This window comes from Wenyingzhuangia marina (assembly GCF_900130035.1).
In the GTDB taxonomy this organism is placed as follows: domain Bacteria; phylum Bacteroidota; class Bacteroidia; order Flavobacteriales; family Flavobacteriaceae; genus Wenyingzhuangia; species Wenyingzhuangia marina.
This window is the reverse complement of the sequence record NZ_FQXQ01000002.1, coordinates 116892-133957: the sequence shown is the minus strand read 5'-3', so window position 1 is coordinate 133957 and position 17066 is coordinate 116892. Positions and strand designations below refer to the sequence as shown.

General features: G+C 32.0%; 16 protein-coding genes. 9 read left to right on the top strand and 7 right to left on the bottom strand.

Annotated features, from left to right (window positions below; all coding sequences use genetic code 11):
- Nucleotides 1-4: 4 nt before the first annotated feature.
- From BUB70_RS04570 to BUB70_RS04560, 3 genes are read right to left on the bottom strand one after another with little or no spacing between them, the layout of a single operon-like run.
- A complete protein-coding gene (locus tag BUB70_RS04570) occupies nt 5-1009 on the bottom strand; it encodes an NADP-dependent oxidoreductase (protein WP_073118811.1) in 1005 nt (334 codons plus the stop codon).
- Nucleotides 1010-1015: 6 nt separating this feature from the next.
- Nucleotides 1016-1648, bottom strand: a complete 633-nt coding sequence (locus tag BUB70_RS04565; RefSeq protein WP_073118809.1) for an NAD(P)H-dependent oxidoreductase — start codon at nt 1646-1648, stop codon at nt 1016-1018.
- 6 nt (nt 1649-1654) lie between these two features.
- Nucleotides 1655-2239, bottom strand: a complete 585-nt coding sequence (locus tag BUB70_RS04560; RefSeq protein ID WP_073118807.1) for a TetR/AcrR family transcriptional regulator — start codon at nt 2237-2239, stop codon at nt 1655-1657.
- Between the two features lie 212 nt (nt 2240-2451).
- On the opposite strand from BUB70_RS04560, the gene BUB70_RS04555 reads away from it, so the two are divergent.
- On the top strand, nt 2452-2823 hold the full coding sequence (locus BUB70_RS04555; protein ID WP_073118805.1) for an EF-hand domain-containing protein: 372 nt from the start codon (nt 2452-2454) through the stop codon (nt 2821-2823).
- 112 nt (nt 2824-2935) lie between these two features.
- Nucleotides 2936-3385 carry an IS200/IS605 family transposase gene (tnpA, locus tag BUB70_RS04550; protein WP_073118803.1) on the top strand — a complete coding sequence of 150 codons (450 nt, stop codon included), beginning with the start codon at nt 2936-2938 and terminating at the stop codon, nt 3383-3385.
- Nucleotides 3386-3419: 34 nt separating this feature from the next.
- On the opposite strand, the gene hxpB is transcribed toward tnpA, so the two are convergent.
- Nucleotides 3420-4067 carry a hexitol phosphatase HxpB gene (gene hxpB, locus BUB70_RS04545; RefSeq protein WP_073118801.1) on the bottom strand — a complete coding sequence of 216 codons (648 nt, stop codon included), beginning with the start codon at nt 4065-4067 and terminating at the stop codon, nt 3420-3422.
- 43 nt (nt 4068-4110) lie between these two features.
- Complete coding sequence (locus BUB70_RS04540; protein WP_073118799.1) at nt 4111-5139, bottom strand: LacI family DNA-binding transcriptional regulator; 1029 nt, start codon at nt 5137-5139, stop codon at nt 4111-4113.
- Between the two features lie 167 nt (nt 5140-5306).
- Between BUB70_RS04540 and BUB70_RS04535 the strand changes: the two genes are divergently transcribed.
- The 7 genes from BUB70_RS04535 (at nt 5307) to BUB70_RS04505 (ending at nt 14748) form a co-directional block, all read left to right on the top strand.
- Nucleotides 5307-8141: a TonB-dependent receptor gene (locus BUB70_RS04535; RefSeq protein WP_159431409.1), complete on the top strand. Its 2835-nt coding sequence runs from the start codon at nt 5307-5309 to the stop codon at nt 8139-8141.
- 97 nt (nt 8142-8238) lie between these two features.
- Nucleotides 8239-9564 (top strand): MFS transporter, encoded by a 1326-nt coding sequence (locus tag BUB70_RS04530; RefSeq protein ID WP_073118796.1) that lies wholly within the window; start codon nt 8239-8241, stop codon nt 9562-9564.
- Between the two features lie 10 nt (nt 9565-9574).
- A complete protein-coding gene (locus tag BUB70_RS04525; protein ID WP_073118794.1) occupies nt 9575-10498 on the top strand; it encodes a carbohydrate kinase family protein in 924 nt (307 codons plus the stop codon).
- A gap of 11 nt (nt 10499-10509) precedes the next feature.
- The gene (locus BUB70_RS04520; RefSeq protein WP_073118792.1) at nt 10510-12246 is read left to right on the top strand and encodes an alpha-amylase family protein; all 1737 of its coding nucleotides are present in this window, start codon (nt 10510-10512) and stop codon (nt 12244-12246) included.
- Between the two features lie 113 nt (nt 12247-12359).
- Nucleotides 12360-12929: a DUF4251 domain-containing protein gene (locus tag BUB70_RS04515; RefSeq protein ID WP_073118789.1), complete on the top strand. Its 570-nt coding sequence runs from the start codon at nt 12360-12362 to the stop codon at nt 12927-12929.
- A gap of 18 nt (nt 12930-12947) precedes the next feature.
- Entirely contained in the window at nt 12948-13625 is a 678-nt protein-coding gene (locus BUB70_RS04510; RefSeq protein ID WP_073118787.1) for an NAD-dependent epimerase/dehydratase family protein, read from the top strand.
- Between the two features lie 106 nt (nt 13626-13731).
- On the top strand, nt 13732-14748 hold the full coding sequence (locus tag BUB70_RS04505; protein ID WP_308691363.1) for a pirin family protein: 1017 nt from the start codon (nt 13732-13734) through the stop codon (nt 14746-14748).
- A gap of 99 nt (nt 14749-14847) precedes the next feature.
- On the opposite strand, the gene BUB70_RS04500 is transcribed toward BUB70_RS04505, so the two are convergent.
- Nucleotides 14848-15555: a hypothetical protein gene (locus BUB70_RS04500; protein ID WP_073118783.1), complete on the bottom strand. Its 708-nt coding sequence runs from the start codon at nt 15553-15555 to the stop codon at nt 14848-14850.
- Between the two features lie 184 nt (nt 15556-15739).
- A complete protein-coding gene (locus BUB70_RS04495) occupies nt 15740-16834 on the bottom strand; it encodes a helix-turn-helix transcriptional regulator (protein WP_073118781.1) in 1095 nt (364 codons plus the stop codon).
- Nucleotides 16835-17066 lie beyond the last annotated feature (232 nt).

Here is a 17066-nt window from a genome sequence, read left to right as displayed (position 1 = left end):
TTATTTAAGAAGTTTTTACAATCATTTTCCCTTTGTTTTTTCCATCGAGTAAATCAATAAATGCTTGGGGAGTGTTTTCAAAACCTTCTACAATCGTTTCTGTATGGGTTAATTTGTTTTGCTCTAACCAAGTTGCTAGTTTTTGGATAGCTTCTGGAAATATGCTTGCATAATTAGAGACAATAAAACCTTGCATTAAAGCACTGTTTTTAACAATAAAAGGTTGAACGGTTGCATTTTTTTGTGGAGTTGTATTGTTGTAAACAGAAATGGCTCCACACACAATAATTCTTGAAAATTGATTGATATTGTATAAAACAGCTTCAGAGATATCTCCTCCTACATTATCAAAATAGATATCTACTCCGTTAGGAGCTGCACTAGCGATGGCAGAAGATAGGTCTTTTGTTGTTTTGTAGTTAATGGCTTCATCATATCCAAAGTCTGAAGTTAACATTTCTACTTTTTCATCTGATCCTGCAATACCAATTACTCGCAATCCTAATATTTTACCTATTTGTCCTACAATAGTACCTACCGCTCCTGCAGCACCAGAAACCACTAATGTTTCTCCTTCTTTAGGTTTTCCTATTTGTGTAAGACCACAGTAAGCCGTTAAACCAGTCATACCAACAACACCTAAATAAGCGCTTAATGGAATGTTGTTCTGATTATTTACTTTGTTTAATCCTTTTCCGTTAGAAATTTGTTTTGTTTTCCAATCTAAAAGACCAGATACATAATCTCCTTCTTTAAAGTTGGTGTTTTTAGAAACAAGAACTTTTGCTACAATCCCTGAGTTGATGGGTTGTCCAACCTCAAAAGGAGCTACATAAGACTTTGCATCACTCATTCTACCTCTTAAATAAGGATCTACAGAAATATAAGTGGTTTCTAATAATATTTCTCCTTCTTTTGGGGTTAAATCTGAGTCATCATTTACAAAATCAAAATTTGATAAAGTAGGGGCTCCAATCGGTCTTTGTTTTAAAATGATTGTTTGGTTCATATTGTTTTATTTAAGTGTTGTAAACATGGTTTCGGCACTTTTTCTAACTTTCTTTTGTCCGTGTAACCAATCGTTTTTTTCATCTCTATATCCTAATGGCAATAAAATAGCACTTCCAAGTCCTTTTTCTTTTAATCCTAAAATTTCATCTACTGCAGCAGGATCAAATCCTTCCATAGGTGTTGCATCTACTCCTTCATAAGCAGCAGCAATTAATGCAGAACCAAAAGCAATATAAGCTTGTTTAGCAGCATGCGTAAAGTTTTCGTCTGCAGGCTTTTGTGGATAGGTATTTAACAACATTTGTCTGTAGTTTTCAAAACCTACGTTTTCATAACCACGAACTTTGTTTGTTAAGTCAAATACTTCATTGATACGTTCTGGAGTATATGTATCCCAAGCAGCAAAAACTAATAAGTGAGAACATTCCGTAATTACAGATTGGTTCCAAGCTACAGGTTTAATTTTTTCTTTGATTTCTTGATTTTCAATAACCAATACCTCAAAAGGTTGTAATCCACTAGAAGTAGCAGTTAACCTAATGGCTTCTAAAATATTATCTATTTTTTCTTGAGGTACTTGTTTTCCATTCATCGCTTTTACAGCGTGTCTCCAGTTTAATTTGTCTAATAATTCCATTGTAATTTATTTTGATTGTTTGATACTATCCCAAGCCATTAAATAGGCATCTTGGATATATTGTTCATTAATAGTTATGTCTTTTTTTTGTTTGGCATTCATTAAAAACGCTAAAGGATAAACAGTGTATGCATATAACATATAGTGACAACAATTTTTGATAACACCTTGCTCTTGTCCACGTTTCCATAAGTCGAGTAGGGGTTGTAAATGCTTAATTCCCTCTTTTTTACTTTCTTCGTCTATCATGGGAGTATTGTCACATTGACTTAAAAACAAAGCTTCATCAACTTGCATTAATTTAAAATCAGCAATTTGTTTCCATATGTTTTTAAAACCTTCTTCAACAGTCATTTGTTCATTAAAATCCTTAAAAGCATGTGCAGCAAATGAAGCTTTTATTTCTAAATAAACTTTATTGATTAAATCTTGTTTGTTTTCAAAATACAAGTAAATGGTTCCAGGTGAAACGTTTGCCATTTTAGCAATTTTAGACATGGGTGCTGCATGAAATCCATTGTTTATGACCAAACAAACAGTGGCTTTAATTAAGGCTTTTCTTTTGATTTCACTTTTACTTAATGGCTGCATATCATTCTAATTATGAGACAAAGGTATAAAAAATGAACGTTCATTCATTTTTCATGAGCGATAATTCTATATTTATAAAAGAATGTTAATAATATAAGAAATTAAAAATTTAAATAATTATGTATCATTATGATTAAACCAAAGCAAATATGTTAAGTCTAAACAACATAAATAGATTAAAAAACAATAATCTTTAAAAAAAATTATCAAAAATGAAAACACAAAAATCAATAATGATTGCCATTGCAATCTGCTTGTTTGTAGGAATGAGCGCTTTTTCTCAAGAAGAAAATTCTAATACAAAAAAAAGAGAAAGACCAACTCCAGAAAAAATGTTTGAGAGATTAGACAAAAATAGTGATGGTAAAATTGTAAAGGAAGAAGTTGAAGATAGAAAGAGAATGTCAAAGGGCTTTGATAAAATGGATGCAAACGCTGATGGAGGAATTACTTTAGAGGAGTTTAAAACCTTTTTTGAAAAGATGAGAAAAAACAGACCACAAAGAACAGAAGGAGAAAGACCCAAAAGAGATTGGGGAAATAATGAAGGAATGAACGGTGGTGACCAAGAAAGTGAAGAATAGTTTTTATTCTTAATATTATGTAAAACGAAAGGCCCTAGTATAATTACTAGGGCTTTTTAATCTCTTAGGGTTAATTCCCCGACCCTTGGGTCGTATTATTTATCTTTACAGTATGAGTGAATATCTCCATAAATCACATAATGTTTCTGTATTGTTGTATCATTTTGTTTTTCCATCCAAATATAGACGTATCATATTCAGTAAAGAAGTTGATACAACCCTGGTTTTAGTTTGTTTAGAAATCTCTAAAAGATATGAGTTAAATTTTTTAGAAATAGGAACAGATCAAGATCACGTACATTTTTTAGTCCAATCAGTCCCAACTTATAGTCCGACAAAAATTGTGACACTACTGAAAAGTATTTTAGCTAGAGAGTTATTCAAAGAGCATAAGGAAATAAAAAAGAAATTATGGGGAGGAAGTTTATGGTCATCAGGATATTTTGTAAATACAGTAAGTAAATTTGGAGATGAGAATAGTATATCGAAGTATGTCAAGTCTCAAGGTATGGAAAAAGAATATAGCCTATTACATAAGGATAAGCAATTAAGTTTGTTTTAGATACCCCGTACCCTTGGGTCGGGGTAGTTCATTTTTATAAAGTTTTTAAATAACTTAATACTTTTGCTAAAGATGGACATCTTTGATCTGCTATTGAAAATTTTGGGGCAGATACATCTGCATTTAAGACTATGGTAAAAGCCATAGAAGCTTTGGCAGCAATCATTCCCGTAACTGAATCTTCCAAAATGATACACTCACTTGGTTTTGATTCTAGTTTTTGCATAGCTTTAATATACACCGCTGGATTTGGTTTTCCATAAACTTCATCATCGGCACTACATATTTCATCAAAAAAATGTTTTATCTCTAGTTTGTGTAGTACAGCTTCAATAATTTTCCAACTAGAAGAAGTTGCCAAGCCAATTTTATAGTTTTCTTTTTTTAGAAAATGTAGCAAATCTAACAATCCATCAATGGCTTGTCCATCTTTTAAAATGTTGACAACCACCTGATCTAAAATTTGTTGTTCTAATTGTTTGGCCTCTATTTTTAAAGAATATAAATCGCACCAGGTTTTTGCTACATCATCAATTCTTTTTCCCATGGTATAACGAATACAGTCTTGCACCGTAATGGTATGTCCTAAATCTTTTAATAAATTAATTTGTGCTGTTCTCCAAAAAGGCTCAGAGTCTATCATTACTCCGTCCATGTCAAAAATAAAAGTGGTTGGTTTCATATCTGTTGATTATTAGTCAATATACCCAACAAAGAACATACCGTTAATTTTTAGTAGACTCTCTTTTAACCAAAGCAGTTTCTAATTGAATGATTTCTGGACTTAGCATTGTTTTGTTTTTAATGGCTTTGATTTCTTTGTACAACTGTTTAAAGGCTGTTTGTCCCATAACATAACCTGGCTGATCTATGGTAGTGATGGTAGGGGAGATGACAGAAGACATGAACCAGTTGCTAAATCCTACAATAGAAATTTCTTCGGGAATCTTTACTCCCAATCTGTTAAATTCAGAAATAGCCCCAATAGCAACCATGTCTGTATTGATAAAAATTCCATCTACGCCTTTCTGTTCTTGATAAAGTTTTGCAGCATTCATTTTTCCATCATCAAAACTATTTTCGTCACAGTCATTTAAATACACCAAACTAGGATCGTATTCCATTCCGTTATCTAACAAAGCCTTTTTATACCCTAAAAATCGATCAATAGAATTTTGCGGCAACAAAGGTCCTCTAAAATGAGCAATGCGTTTACAACCTGTATCTATTAAATGTTGGGTTGCCATATAAGCTGCTTTTTGATCATCAATAATAATTTTAGAACACTTTACCAGTTTCGCTATTTTGTCAAACATGACCAAAGGTTTGTCATGTTCTATTACAGCATTTAAATGTTTAAAATCTGCTGTTCCATTGGCCAATGAAATTAAAATACCATCTACACGATGACTCATTAACAACTCCACCTGTTTTTTTTCTAGCTCATAAGATTCGTTAGATTGTAATATAATAACCAAATAACCTTCTTTTTCAGCTTCGGAAATAATCCCTTTGATAACGTTAGAAAAAAAATGATGTACCACTTCAGGAATCACCAAGCCTATGGTTTTAGATTCTTTGGTTCTTAGGTTTACTGCAAAAGAATTAGGCGTGTAGTTTAAAGTAGCTGCCAATTCTTTTACCAACGCTTTGGTTTTTGGACTTACATCTGAATAATCTTTTAAAGCTTTAGAAACAGTGGTAACAGAGATGTTTAATTTTTCGGCAATTTCTTTTAAGGTAACTGGCTTCATTTTTTGCTTTTTGATGAAATAAAAGTAGTAAAAAATAATGACCGAAAACGTTTTAGGTAAAATCGAAAACGTTTTCGTTGAAAAACACTCGATTTTTACTCAACTTCAGTTATAATTTAGCAAAATAAACAGGTAAATTATTAACTATTAACAAAAAATATACTATTATGAGAAATTCAATTCAATTCAAATGGGGTGTTTTATTAATGCTGCTATTTTCAGTATCGTCAATTGTAGCGCAAACAACAATTTCAGGAAACGTTAAAGATCAAAACGGAGAACCATTATTAGGGGTTACTGTATTATTAAAAGGAACCTCACAAGGTACAGCAACAGATTTTGATGGTAATTATGTTATTAAAAACATTGAAAATGGAACCTACACAGTAGTGGCCGAATATTTAGGATATACAAAGTATTCTAAAAAAATAGTAGCACAAGGAAATAATATTTCTTTAAACATTGTGTTACAGTCTAGCTCAGAATCTTTAGACGAAGTAATTATTACAGGGGTTGCCACTCCAAAATCTAAAATAGAGTCTAGTGTTTCTGTAACAACAATGAAACCAGCAACTATTACACAATCTGCACCAAGATCAACAGCAGAAATTTTTAGAACCATTCCAGGTATTCGTTCAGAATCATCAGGAGGGGAAGGAAACTCTAACATTGCGGTAAGAGGGGTGCCAATTTCTTCTGGAGGATCTAAATACGTACAATTACAAGAAGATGGATTGCCAGTGTTGTTATATGGAGATATCGCTTTTGGTACGGCTGATATTTTTACAAGATTTGACAACAATGTTGCTAAAATAGAAGCTATTCGTGGGGGATCAGCATCTACATTAACCTCTAACGGTCCTGGGGGAATCATCAACATTATTAGTAAAACTGGAGAAGTAGAAGGTGGATCTATAGGAACTACTTTTGGAGTAGACTACAATTCTTTTAGAACAGATTTTGACTATGGAACTGAGATTAATGATGGATTATTTATCCATACAGGAGGTTTTTACAGAGTGGGAGAAGGAATTAGAACTACAGGATTTACAGCTAACAATGGAGGACAGTTAAAAGTAAGCTTGACTAAGAAGTTTGACAACGGACATATTAGATTATATGCTAAATATTTAAATGATAGAACTGCTGCTTATATGCCAGTGCCTATTAAAGTTACTGGAACCAATGCCAATCCTACATGGAACAATGCACCAGGATTTAATGCCACTAGAGGTTCTATTCACACAGCTAACTTAACTCAAACATTACGTACTGGACCTGATGGTGTTACAAAAAGAGGTCATGTAACAGATGGAATGCATCCAGTATCTACTTCTGTAGGATTTGAAGCTAGTTTTGATTTAGACAACGATTGGAAAATTAGCAACAACGGACGTTTTTCTATGAACAAAGGTGGATTTATTACTCCTTTTGTAGAAAGTGTAGGGACTGCTACCGATATGGAAACTAAATTAACAGGAGCTTTGACTTATGCAGACACAGGAAATGCTGTAGAAGCAAACACTTTAGTGAGTAGAATTCATATGTTTGACGTAGAATTAAACAACTTAAATAATTTTATGAATGATGTAAAATTAGCTAAGACTATTGACAACATAAGTATTACTGCTGGATACTTTAAGTCTATTCAAAACATTTCTATGTCATGGATGTGGAATACTTATGTTCAAGATGCTTCTGATGACAATGCTAGATTGATTAATGTTGATGGGTTAAGTGAAAACGGATTGTTAAATTATGGAACACCAGCATGGGGGAATCTACACCGTAATTATGATACACAATACAATGTATCTGCACCATACGCACAAGTTTCAGTTGATGCAACCGAAAACTTAACTATTGATGCAAGTATTAGATATGATATGGGGAAAGTAAGTGGATCTTTTGCAGGAGGTAAAGAAGGAGCTATTGATGTTAATGGAGACGGAACCATTTCTACCCCAGAACAAACAGCACATGTAATAGACAACGCAAACCCAACAGGTGTAGATTATGATTACAACTACGTTTCTTATTCTGCCGGTGTAAACTATAAGTTTTCAGATGATCAATCTGTATTTGTAAGATATAGTAAAGGTGCATCTGCTAAATCTGACCGTATTTTATTCTCAGGATTAGATTACTTAGATGGAGATAAAATAAATGCCTTAGACTTTCTTTCTCAAGCAGAACTTGGATTTAAAAGAAATCTTAGAAGAGGTGCCGTATATGCAACAGCTTTCTATGCTACTACCAACGAAGAAGGAGGATTTGAAGCAACCTCTAACAGTATTATAGAAAATGATTATAAATCTATGGGACTTGAATTAGAAGGTTTCTACAACTTTGGAGATTTTAACTTAAGAGGAGCGGTAACTTATACCAATGCAGAAATTACTTCTGGAGCAAACAAAGGAAACAAACCAAGAAGACAACCTGACTTTATTTACAACATCATGCCATCTTATAATTTTGGTAGTGTAAAACAAAACTCAATAGGGTTAAGATTTGAAGCAACCTCTAACAGTATTATAGAAAATGATTATAAATCTATGGGACTTGAATTAGAAGGTTTCTACAACTTTGGAGATTTTAACTTAAGAGGAGCGGTAACTTATACCAATGCAGAAATTACTTCTGGAGCAAACAAAGGAAACAAACCAAGAAGACAACCTGACTTTATTTACAACATCATGCCATCTTATAATTTTGGTAGTGTAAAACAAAACTCAATAGGGTTAAGCTTTGTAGGACAATCTAAAGCATATGCTCAAGACGCTAACGAATTAGTAATGCCAAGTTTTGTAGTGACAAGTGGATTTGTAAACTATGCAATTACAGAATCTTTAAACGTAAATTTATCTGTAAATAATATTTTAGATGTTATTGCGGTTACAGAAGCTGAAGAAGGAAGTATTACAGACAACCAAGTAAACTATGTAAGAGGTAGAACTTTACCTGGTAGATCTATTAGCTTAGCTTTGAAATACCAATTCTAATCCGTTAGAATTATGATAAAAGAGCTGGTGTAATCACAAAACATCAGCTCTTTATAAAACAAAAAACCTAAGTCTTAATTCATAAAAACCAAAAGTGATGTTCCATAAAGTAAAATTAAGTTTCTGGCAAATACTAAATATGAATGTTGGTTTTTTTGGAATTCAATATAGTTTTGGATTGCAACAAAGTGCCGTAAATCCTATTTACGATTTTTTAGGAGCTAGTCCAGATGAAATTCCTTTATTAAACTTAGCAGGACCTGTTACAGGTTTGTTAGTACAACCTTTAATTGGTGCTTTAAGTGATAAAACTTGGTCTCCAAGGTTTGGACGTAGAAAACCTTATTTTTTAATTGGAGCTTTGATGTGTAGTCTTGCTTTAATTGCATTTCCATATAGTAGTTCTTTATGGATGGCTGCAGGTTTGTTATGGATTTTAGATGCAGGAAACAACACTGCAATGGAGCCTTATAGAGCTTTTATTGCTGATAAATTAGATGAAGAACAACAACCTTTAGGGTTTCAAATGCAAAGCTTTTTTACAGGTTTTGGACAAACATTGGCAAATTTATCTTTATTTATTTTTCCCATGATATTTATAGGAAAAACAGGATCATTACCAACATGGGTATATGCCTCTTTCTTTTTAGGAGCAGTTTGTTCTATAGGTTCTGTATTATGGAGTATTAAAACCACTAAAGAAATTCCGCCTACTCCAGAAGAATTAGCTAAAATGAGAGCAGAAAAAAGAAGTGTTCTGCAACCATTAATTGAAATATTTTCAGCCATAGGAAGCATGCCTAAAATTATGTGGCACCTGGCATTGGTTTACTTATTTCAATGGTATGCATTGTTTTGTTATTGGCAAAATTCATCAAAAAGTATTGCCTTGTCTGTTTGGAATGCCACACCAAAAAGCAATCCAGAAGCTTATGAAGAAGCGGTGAGTTGGACAGGTTTGGTAAACGGATGGTATAACATTGTTACATTCTTAGTCGCTTTTATATTAGTGGGTTATGCTAAAAAATATAGTGCCAAAACAGTCCATATGGTTTGTTTGATATTGGCAGCAGCAGGGTTTATTGCTTTTCCACATATTGAGGATAAAAACTTATTGTTCTTTGCCATTACTGGTTTTGGAATTGGATGGGCTAGTATGATGGGAATTCCTTATTTAATGGTTGTTGCAGACATTCCAAAAGAACGTTATGGGGTTTATATGGGAATCATTAACATGATGATTGTAATTCCTATGATTATTCAAAATCTATCATTCGGATATATTTTAAAAAACTTTTTAGACAACGATCCTCGTCAAGCCATCACATTTGCAGGAGTCTTGTTATTAATAAGTGCTGTAATTACACTGTTTATGAAAGCTAAAAAAGCAACAGATCACAAAATTGTTGCAAGTCATCATTAATTCAGAAAATATGAAAACTAACATAAAAAACATAGATATTCTTTGTGTTGGAGAGGTACTGATTGATTTCATCGGACATCAATCTAACGTACAAATAAATCAAACCAAAGATTATCACAGGTATTTAGGAGGATCTCCTACCAACGTGGCCGCTTATTGTTCTAGGCTAGGTTTAAACACTGCATTGGTAGCCAGTGTAGGAAAGGATGGATTGGGAGAGTTTGTGATGGAGAACTTACAAAAAAACAATATTGATACTCAGTTTGTTCATCAATTAAAAAACAAATCAACCAGTGTCATTTTTGTTTCTAGAACAGAAGGAACCCCTGATTTTATTCCTTATAGAGAGGCAGATTATTGTATTTATGAGTCTCAAATTACTAAAGAAACCCTATTAAACACTAAAATATATCACACCACTTGTTTTGCGTTGAGTAAAGACATTGCACAAACAACTATCTTAACCAAAGCCAAAAAAGCTTATGAGTTGGGTTGCCAATTAAGTATAGATATTAACTATTCAGAAAAAATTTGGGATAGCGAAAGAGAGGTTTTAGAAGTGGTAAAAGAATACTGTCAATACAATCCTTTGGTAAAAGTAAGTGAAGATGATGTATTTAGACTTTTTAACAAAACATTGAGTCACCAAGAAATTTTTGATTTCTTTCATCAAATGGGCGTAGAGACTATTTGTTTAACCTTAGGAAGTAATGGAGTTATTTTGTCTCAACAAGGAAAGGAAACCATTCAATTACCTGCTGTTAAAATAGAAAAAGTAGAGGATGCTACAGGAGCTGGAGATGCATTTTGGTCTGGATTTTTAACCAGTTACATTCAGCAACAACCTTTGCAAGCATGTTTAAAAACAGGCTTAAAAGTAGCAGCCATCAAATTACAAAACATCGGTGGTTTACCTGAAAATATTCAGCTTTAAAAAAAATCAACATGAAAAAAGAAATCAATCAAAATATCAACGGAGTTATGTTAAACGCTTATCCTGATAGTGTTGGAAACAACCTACAGGACATGATTAGCATGCTTAAACTGCCAGAGTTTAAAAGTACATTTTCATTATTTTATATATTACCTACCTTTTTTAATAGTGATTTAGATAGAGGGTTTTCTATTATAGATTATGATATTAACCAAGAATTGGTTTCTAAAAATGATTTAGAAGCTTTAGAAAATCTGAATATCTCTTTAAAGTTTGATATTGTTTTAAATCACTTATCTGTAGCTTCTCCGCAGTTTAAAGATTTATTAAAACACGGAAAAGCCTCAAAATACAAAGACTTTTTTATTGACTGGAATGCCTTTTGGGAAGGTGAAGGAGTCATGGGAAATGACGGAGTAGTAATTCCTAACAAAGAGCATTTAGACAAGCTTTTTATGCGAAAATCAGGACTACCAATTTTAAACGTTCGTTTTCCTGATGGCACTGAAAAACCTTATTGGAATACTTTTTATCAAAAAATTAGTTATCAATCCATTAAGGTAAAAGATTTAGAAAATGTATGGAATTTAGACATCCAACAAGCACAAGAAATTTGTGAAATTGTAAACAAAGCCATTGATCAAAATAAGGAGGTTTCTGAAATTGATTTGGGAGATCTCAATCAATTTAAAGCACAAGTTTTAAAAGTTGTGACCAAAAATCGTTCTTATTTAGGACAAATGGATGTGAATGCTAATTCTCCATTGGTGTGGGAGTTTTATGAAGAAACTTTAAAAAAACTAAGTGACTACGGATGTAAAATTTTACGATTAGATGCCTTTGCTTATTTACACAAAGAAATTGGACAAACTAACTTTTTTAACGAACCTGGAACTTGGGATTATTTGGATAGAATTAAGCAAATAGCTCAAAAAAACAATTTGACATTGTTACCAGAGATTCATGCTGAATATGGATTGGGATTACATGAAGAAGTAGCCAGCAAAGATTATCAAATTTATGATTTTTTCTTACCTGGATTGACCATTCATACCATTGAAAAAGCCAACAGCAAGGCTTTACTTACTTGGGCAAAAGAAATTGTAAAAAAGGGATACAGAACAGTAAATATGTTAGGTTGTCATGACGGAATTCCAGTCTTAGACCTTAAAGGAAAAGAAGTAAACCATGTTTACAACAAAGGCCTTTTGGAAGATAGTGACATAGAAACCATTATGACCACTATTATGGATAGAGGAGGACGAGTTAAAAACTTATATGATGCTGAAGGGAAAAAAATATCATACTATCAGGTAAATGCAACATTTTACAGCGCTTTAGGTGAAAATGATCAGAAGATGTTGTTAGCCAGAGCTATTCAATTGTTTATGCCTGGAACGCCACAAGTTTGGTATTTAGATGTTTTTGCTGGAACGAATGATTATGATGCTGTAGAAAAAGGAGGGAAGGATAGTCATAAAGAAATCAATCGTACTACTTTAAGTCTAGAGGATATTAAAAATGGATTGAAAAAAGAGGTTGTATTAAATCAACTGAAACTAATTCAATTAAGAAATACTCACAAAGCCTTTTTAGGAACGGTAGAGATAATGAATACTACTACTAATGAAATCAATATTCAATGGACAAATAATAAAGAAACTGCACTCTTAAAAGCTGATTTAACAAGTTTAAGTTTTACCATTCAATATACCAAAGAAGATAAAATACAAACACTTACAATATAAGTTTATACCCTTTTATATTTGAGTTTTGCACCTTTAGATCCTATTGTTTTACAACATGGGACAAAGGTGCTTTTTTTGATTTTATAATCAAATGACATTTTGTATATTTAAGTATGAGAAAACTAAAATTTTTAACAGTAAGCTTCCTTTTAATGGTTGCTATTGTATCTTGTAGTACTCCCAAAAAAGCAAGTCTACAAACACAGATAAATACATTAGATAGTTTGGTTTTAGAACAAAACTTGACTATTATTTCAAATTGGGCACGACCACAAGTAACCAATGCCTTGCAGCAAGTAATGAACTCCGGAATAATGCCTCCTGGCAGTAGTGCAGGAAGTGTTAGTTTAACAGGAAATTCTAACTTTTTAACCATTGCTGGTGATAGTATCTCTTCTCATTTACCTTTTTATGGGGAACGCCAAATGAATGTAAACTATGGAGGAGGAGATAGCGCTATTAAGTTGAAAGGTTTGATGAAAGATTACAAAGTCACTAAAAGAAAAGATGATTCTTACCTAATTAACTTTAATGCAAAAAGTGAAAGCAGCTCAGAAAGCTTTACTATTTCTATAAGATTGTTTCCAAACCTTCAAGGTGATATTTTCATCAATAGTACTTCTAGATCGCCTATTAGCTACCGTGGAGAAATCAAAAAAAAGACTACCAAAGAGGTGCAATAATTTCTAGAAAATACATACATGAAAAAAGTAATTATTACAGGAAGTACAGGAATGGTAGGAAAAGCCGTTTTGTATGAATGTTTAGAAAGTGTTGATATTGAGAAAATATTACTGATTAACAGACGTTCTTTAGAATTAAAAGATGATAAAATTCATGAAGTCATTTTAAAAGATTTTTCAGAGGTTGAAAGTATTAAAAATGAAATGAATGGCTATGATGCTTGTTTTCATTGTATGGGAATTTCTTCTATAGGTTTAAATGAAGAGGAATTCTCAAAAGTTACCTTTGAGTACACTAAAAAACTGACAGATGTTTTGTATCAAACCAATCCGAACATGGTGGTGAATTATGTTTCTGGTAAAGGCACAGACAGTACCGAAAAAGGGAATGTTATGTGGGCTAGGGTAAAGGGTAAAACCGAAAACTACATTTTAAACAAAGGGTTTAAAGATGCTTACATGATTCGTTTAGGAGCCATTTTACCAGAAAAAGGAATTAGCTCAAAAACGTTTTGGTACAATATAATTTATGTCTTATTAAGACCCTTTTTTCCATTATTGAAAAAGTCTAAAAATATTTTAACTACGACTTCCTTTGGAAAAGCAATGATTAATACCTTGTTTTTCCCTCAAGAAAACAAACATTTAGAAAATAAGGATATGAACTCATTAGCCTTAAAACATCATAGAAATTAATAAATCCCCTGCTTTATTCCTTTAGAATTTGTATGATAGTTGTAAGTTTGTATCTTTAATTAGGACTATTGTTGTATAAACAACAATTAAAAAATATATCATGAGTATGACAAAAATAAAAAATATAAAACCTTTAGGATTTCCATGGGAAACAAAAGATCCTTTCTTGTTTTGTGCTTATCACAAAGATGATTTTCCAGCAGGAGATGAACAGATGGGAATGCCTAAAAAAGAATTTATAGGGAGAAATATAGGACAAGATTTTGTGATTAAAGATGGATTTAGAATGTATCACGGACGTAGAGTTCCTGGTTTTCCATACCATCCGCACAAAGGTTTTGAAACCATTACCATTAACAAAGAAGGTTTTGTAGATCATACGGATTCCTTGGGTGGAGCAGGACGTTTTGGAGAAGGAGATGTACAATGGATGACCGCAGGAAAAGGAATTTTACACTCTGAAATGTTTCCTTTAATTCATCAAGACAAAAAAAATCCTTTAGAAATTTTTCAAATTTGGCTAAATCTGCCAAAAGTAAGCAAGTTGGTAGAGCCACATTTTAAAATGCTTTGGAAAGACATGATTCCTGTAATAACAGAAACAGATGATCTTGGAAACAAAACCTTTATTGATGTGATTGCTGGAAATTATAAAGGAACCCAAGCTCCAGATACTACACCAGATTCTTGGGCTGCGAATCCGGCCAATGGAGTAGAGGTGTTGACTATTAAAATGGAAGCAAATGCTACGTTTACGTTACCTGCAAGTACAGTAAAAGGAGTGCATAAAACACTTTACTTTTACCAAGGAGATCATCTAGTTATAGAAGAAAACAAAATTCCTAAAGAAAGTATTATTGAAGTAAATCCTGAGGAAGCTATAAGCATTCAGAATGGAAGTAAGGAAGCATTTTTATTAGTGTTACAAGGAAAACCATTAAACGAGCCTGTGGTTCAATACGGACCTTTTGTAATGAATACAGATGCCGAAATTCAAGAAGCTTTTCACGAATATCAAACCACACAATTTGGTGGTTGGCCTTGGCCAGAACAAGAGCAAACACATGCCAAAGAAAAAGGTCGTTTTGCCATTCATATTGATGGAAGAGAAGAAATAAAATAATTTTCAGATATTATTCTTTATAAAAAAACCAGATGATTAATCATCTGGTTTTTTGTTGTAATTTGAATAGATGTTTTATATCTATCTTATCTTAAAAAATTAAAGTTTTTTTAAAGTAAAAGGTATTTTTAAACCAATCGGTTGGTGATTAAATTCGTTTGTTAACATTCCTTCACCTGTTCCATTACTAATGTTAAAAGTCCCCGAAATTTTAGTTACTTGGCTTGAATCGTGAGGATTTAATATAATAAAACTCGACTCTGTTTGAGTATAGCTACAATTATATGGACCGTAACTACATTTTCCTGAATCATCAAATGCTATATTAACATTAACTTCTGTTCCTTGTTGATTCATAGATAATCTCCATTTTGTTCCTACTAATGAAGTGTTAGGGTTTATATTTTTATTGATGGTTTGAAAACTTCCTGTCATTCTACCTTGAGAAAAAGTTATAGGCCCATTTACAGCACCTGGAACAGGAGCAGGTATAACCGCTAATATTCCATATAAAGTAATGACTTTGGGATTTGCCGTTTCTTGATAACTAATTACACACATATAAGTGTCATTTTCTACACCTTTAATATACATTGTGTTCCCTGGATTAACAAGATCAATGTATTGATTAGCTGTAGCTACAAAATGTATGTTTCCTGGAGAAGCTTGATTAAATTCAAATTGAATATCTCCTTGAGAAGAGGGAACTGAAGTCCCATTTACAGTTAACCCTGTCCATTCCCATTTGTCTAATGTAATAGAAAAAGTATTTGTAGCTTGATTTAAAGTAATACTAATTGCTGCCATTTTGATATAAATTATTTATTAATATTCTTACTTTACAGGTTTTCAAAAAACTACCTATAAGAATAAAATTATTTAAAAAAAATAGACAAAACAGCTCCAATAAGACAAAAGTATATCCTTAAAAGACATATTAAACACCTGTTAATAAGAATATTAATGATAAAAAAACAGTCATAAACTTTAATTAGGACTCACTTTCTATATTCATTTCAGAAGGTAAATACCCAAAACAATTTCTAAAAGCAGACGAAAATTTACTAACATTGGCATAACCTAAAACATTAGCGATATAGGTTATTTTTAAATTAGGTTCTTTCATCAACATATTTCTGGCCGTTTCCATTTGTTTGTATTGGTAATACTTAAACAACGTCTTTCCATATGTGTTTTTAAAATCAGCTTTGAGTTTGGTTTGAGACATTCCAACATAAGAAGCAATTTCTTCAACTCCCGGAAAATCTTGAAAAATAGCATCACATATTCGTTTTTCTGCTTTGATAATTTTTCTTCTATTTTGGTTTATAGGAATATAATGTCTATTATTTCCACCTGTCTCTTTCATTTTTTTTATGAAAAAAGAAATCAACTCAAGTGATTGAATTTTTAATTTTAAAACATCTATTACTCCTTTATTTCCTTTGAATAAAATACTATCTAACACAGGCTGTGATACATGATTGGAACCATTAAAAAGCTCAGGTAAAATCAAACATTCATCTTCTGATTTTAACCATTTTTTTAATTTCTCATCAATAAATAAATCACTTGAACTGGCATTTTTTTCCATCCAGCTTTCTGAAAAGTTGATGGTTAAAAAAATAGATTCAGAACCAGCAAAATGTGCATTGATCGCTTTGGCACCAGGTTTAAAAAGAATCCATGACTTATCTATATTAACTTTATTGTCAATTAATGAAGGCGTTGATTTTATTTTATTTTTATGAATATAGTAACTAAGTGTGTAATAACTAGCGGGGATGGATTTGTCATAAATCAAATCGTAACTTACATTCTTTTTAAATTTTATGTTAGAAACTAAAAGCCATAAACCTTCTTCCAATTCTTGATAATGAAAATCGCCATTAAAAAAGGGATTATTAGAACTCATCATATTCTGATCAGGATAGTTCTTTATAAAAGGCATTGATTCTAAACTATTTAGTGTTGCTTTAGGAGAATTAGCAATGTAAGGCATAATATAAAAACCATCACGGTAATACATAAGCCTTTGTCTAAATTTTAAAATAAATTTTTGAGTACTAGGTAGTAATATAGACATGTAATAATTTTAGCAAAACTAATTGTGTTTTATTTTACCAATCAGCACTTTAAACACAAATGGTTGTACCAAATTTAAGTATTTTCATTTAAAACAATGCACTATTACAAGGCCTAGTTGCCTTTTTATAAAAGAAATAATCAAATGTTATTACATTTTAATATTTCCATAAGCTAAAAAACATTTTTTAAAGCCTCTATTTTTTCTTAACTTAAAGAATCTGTAATCTTAA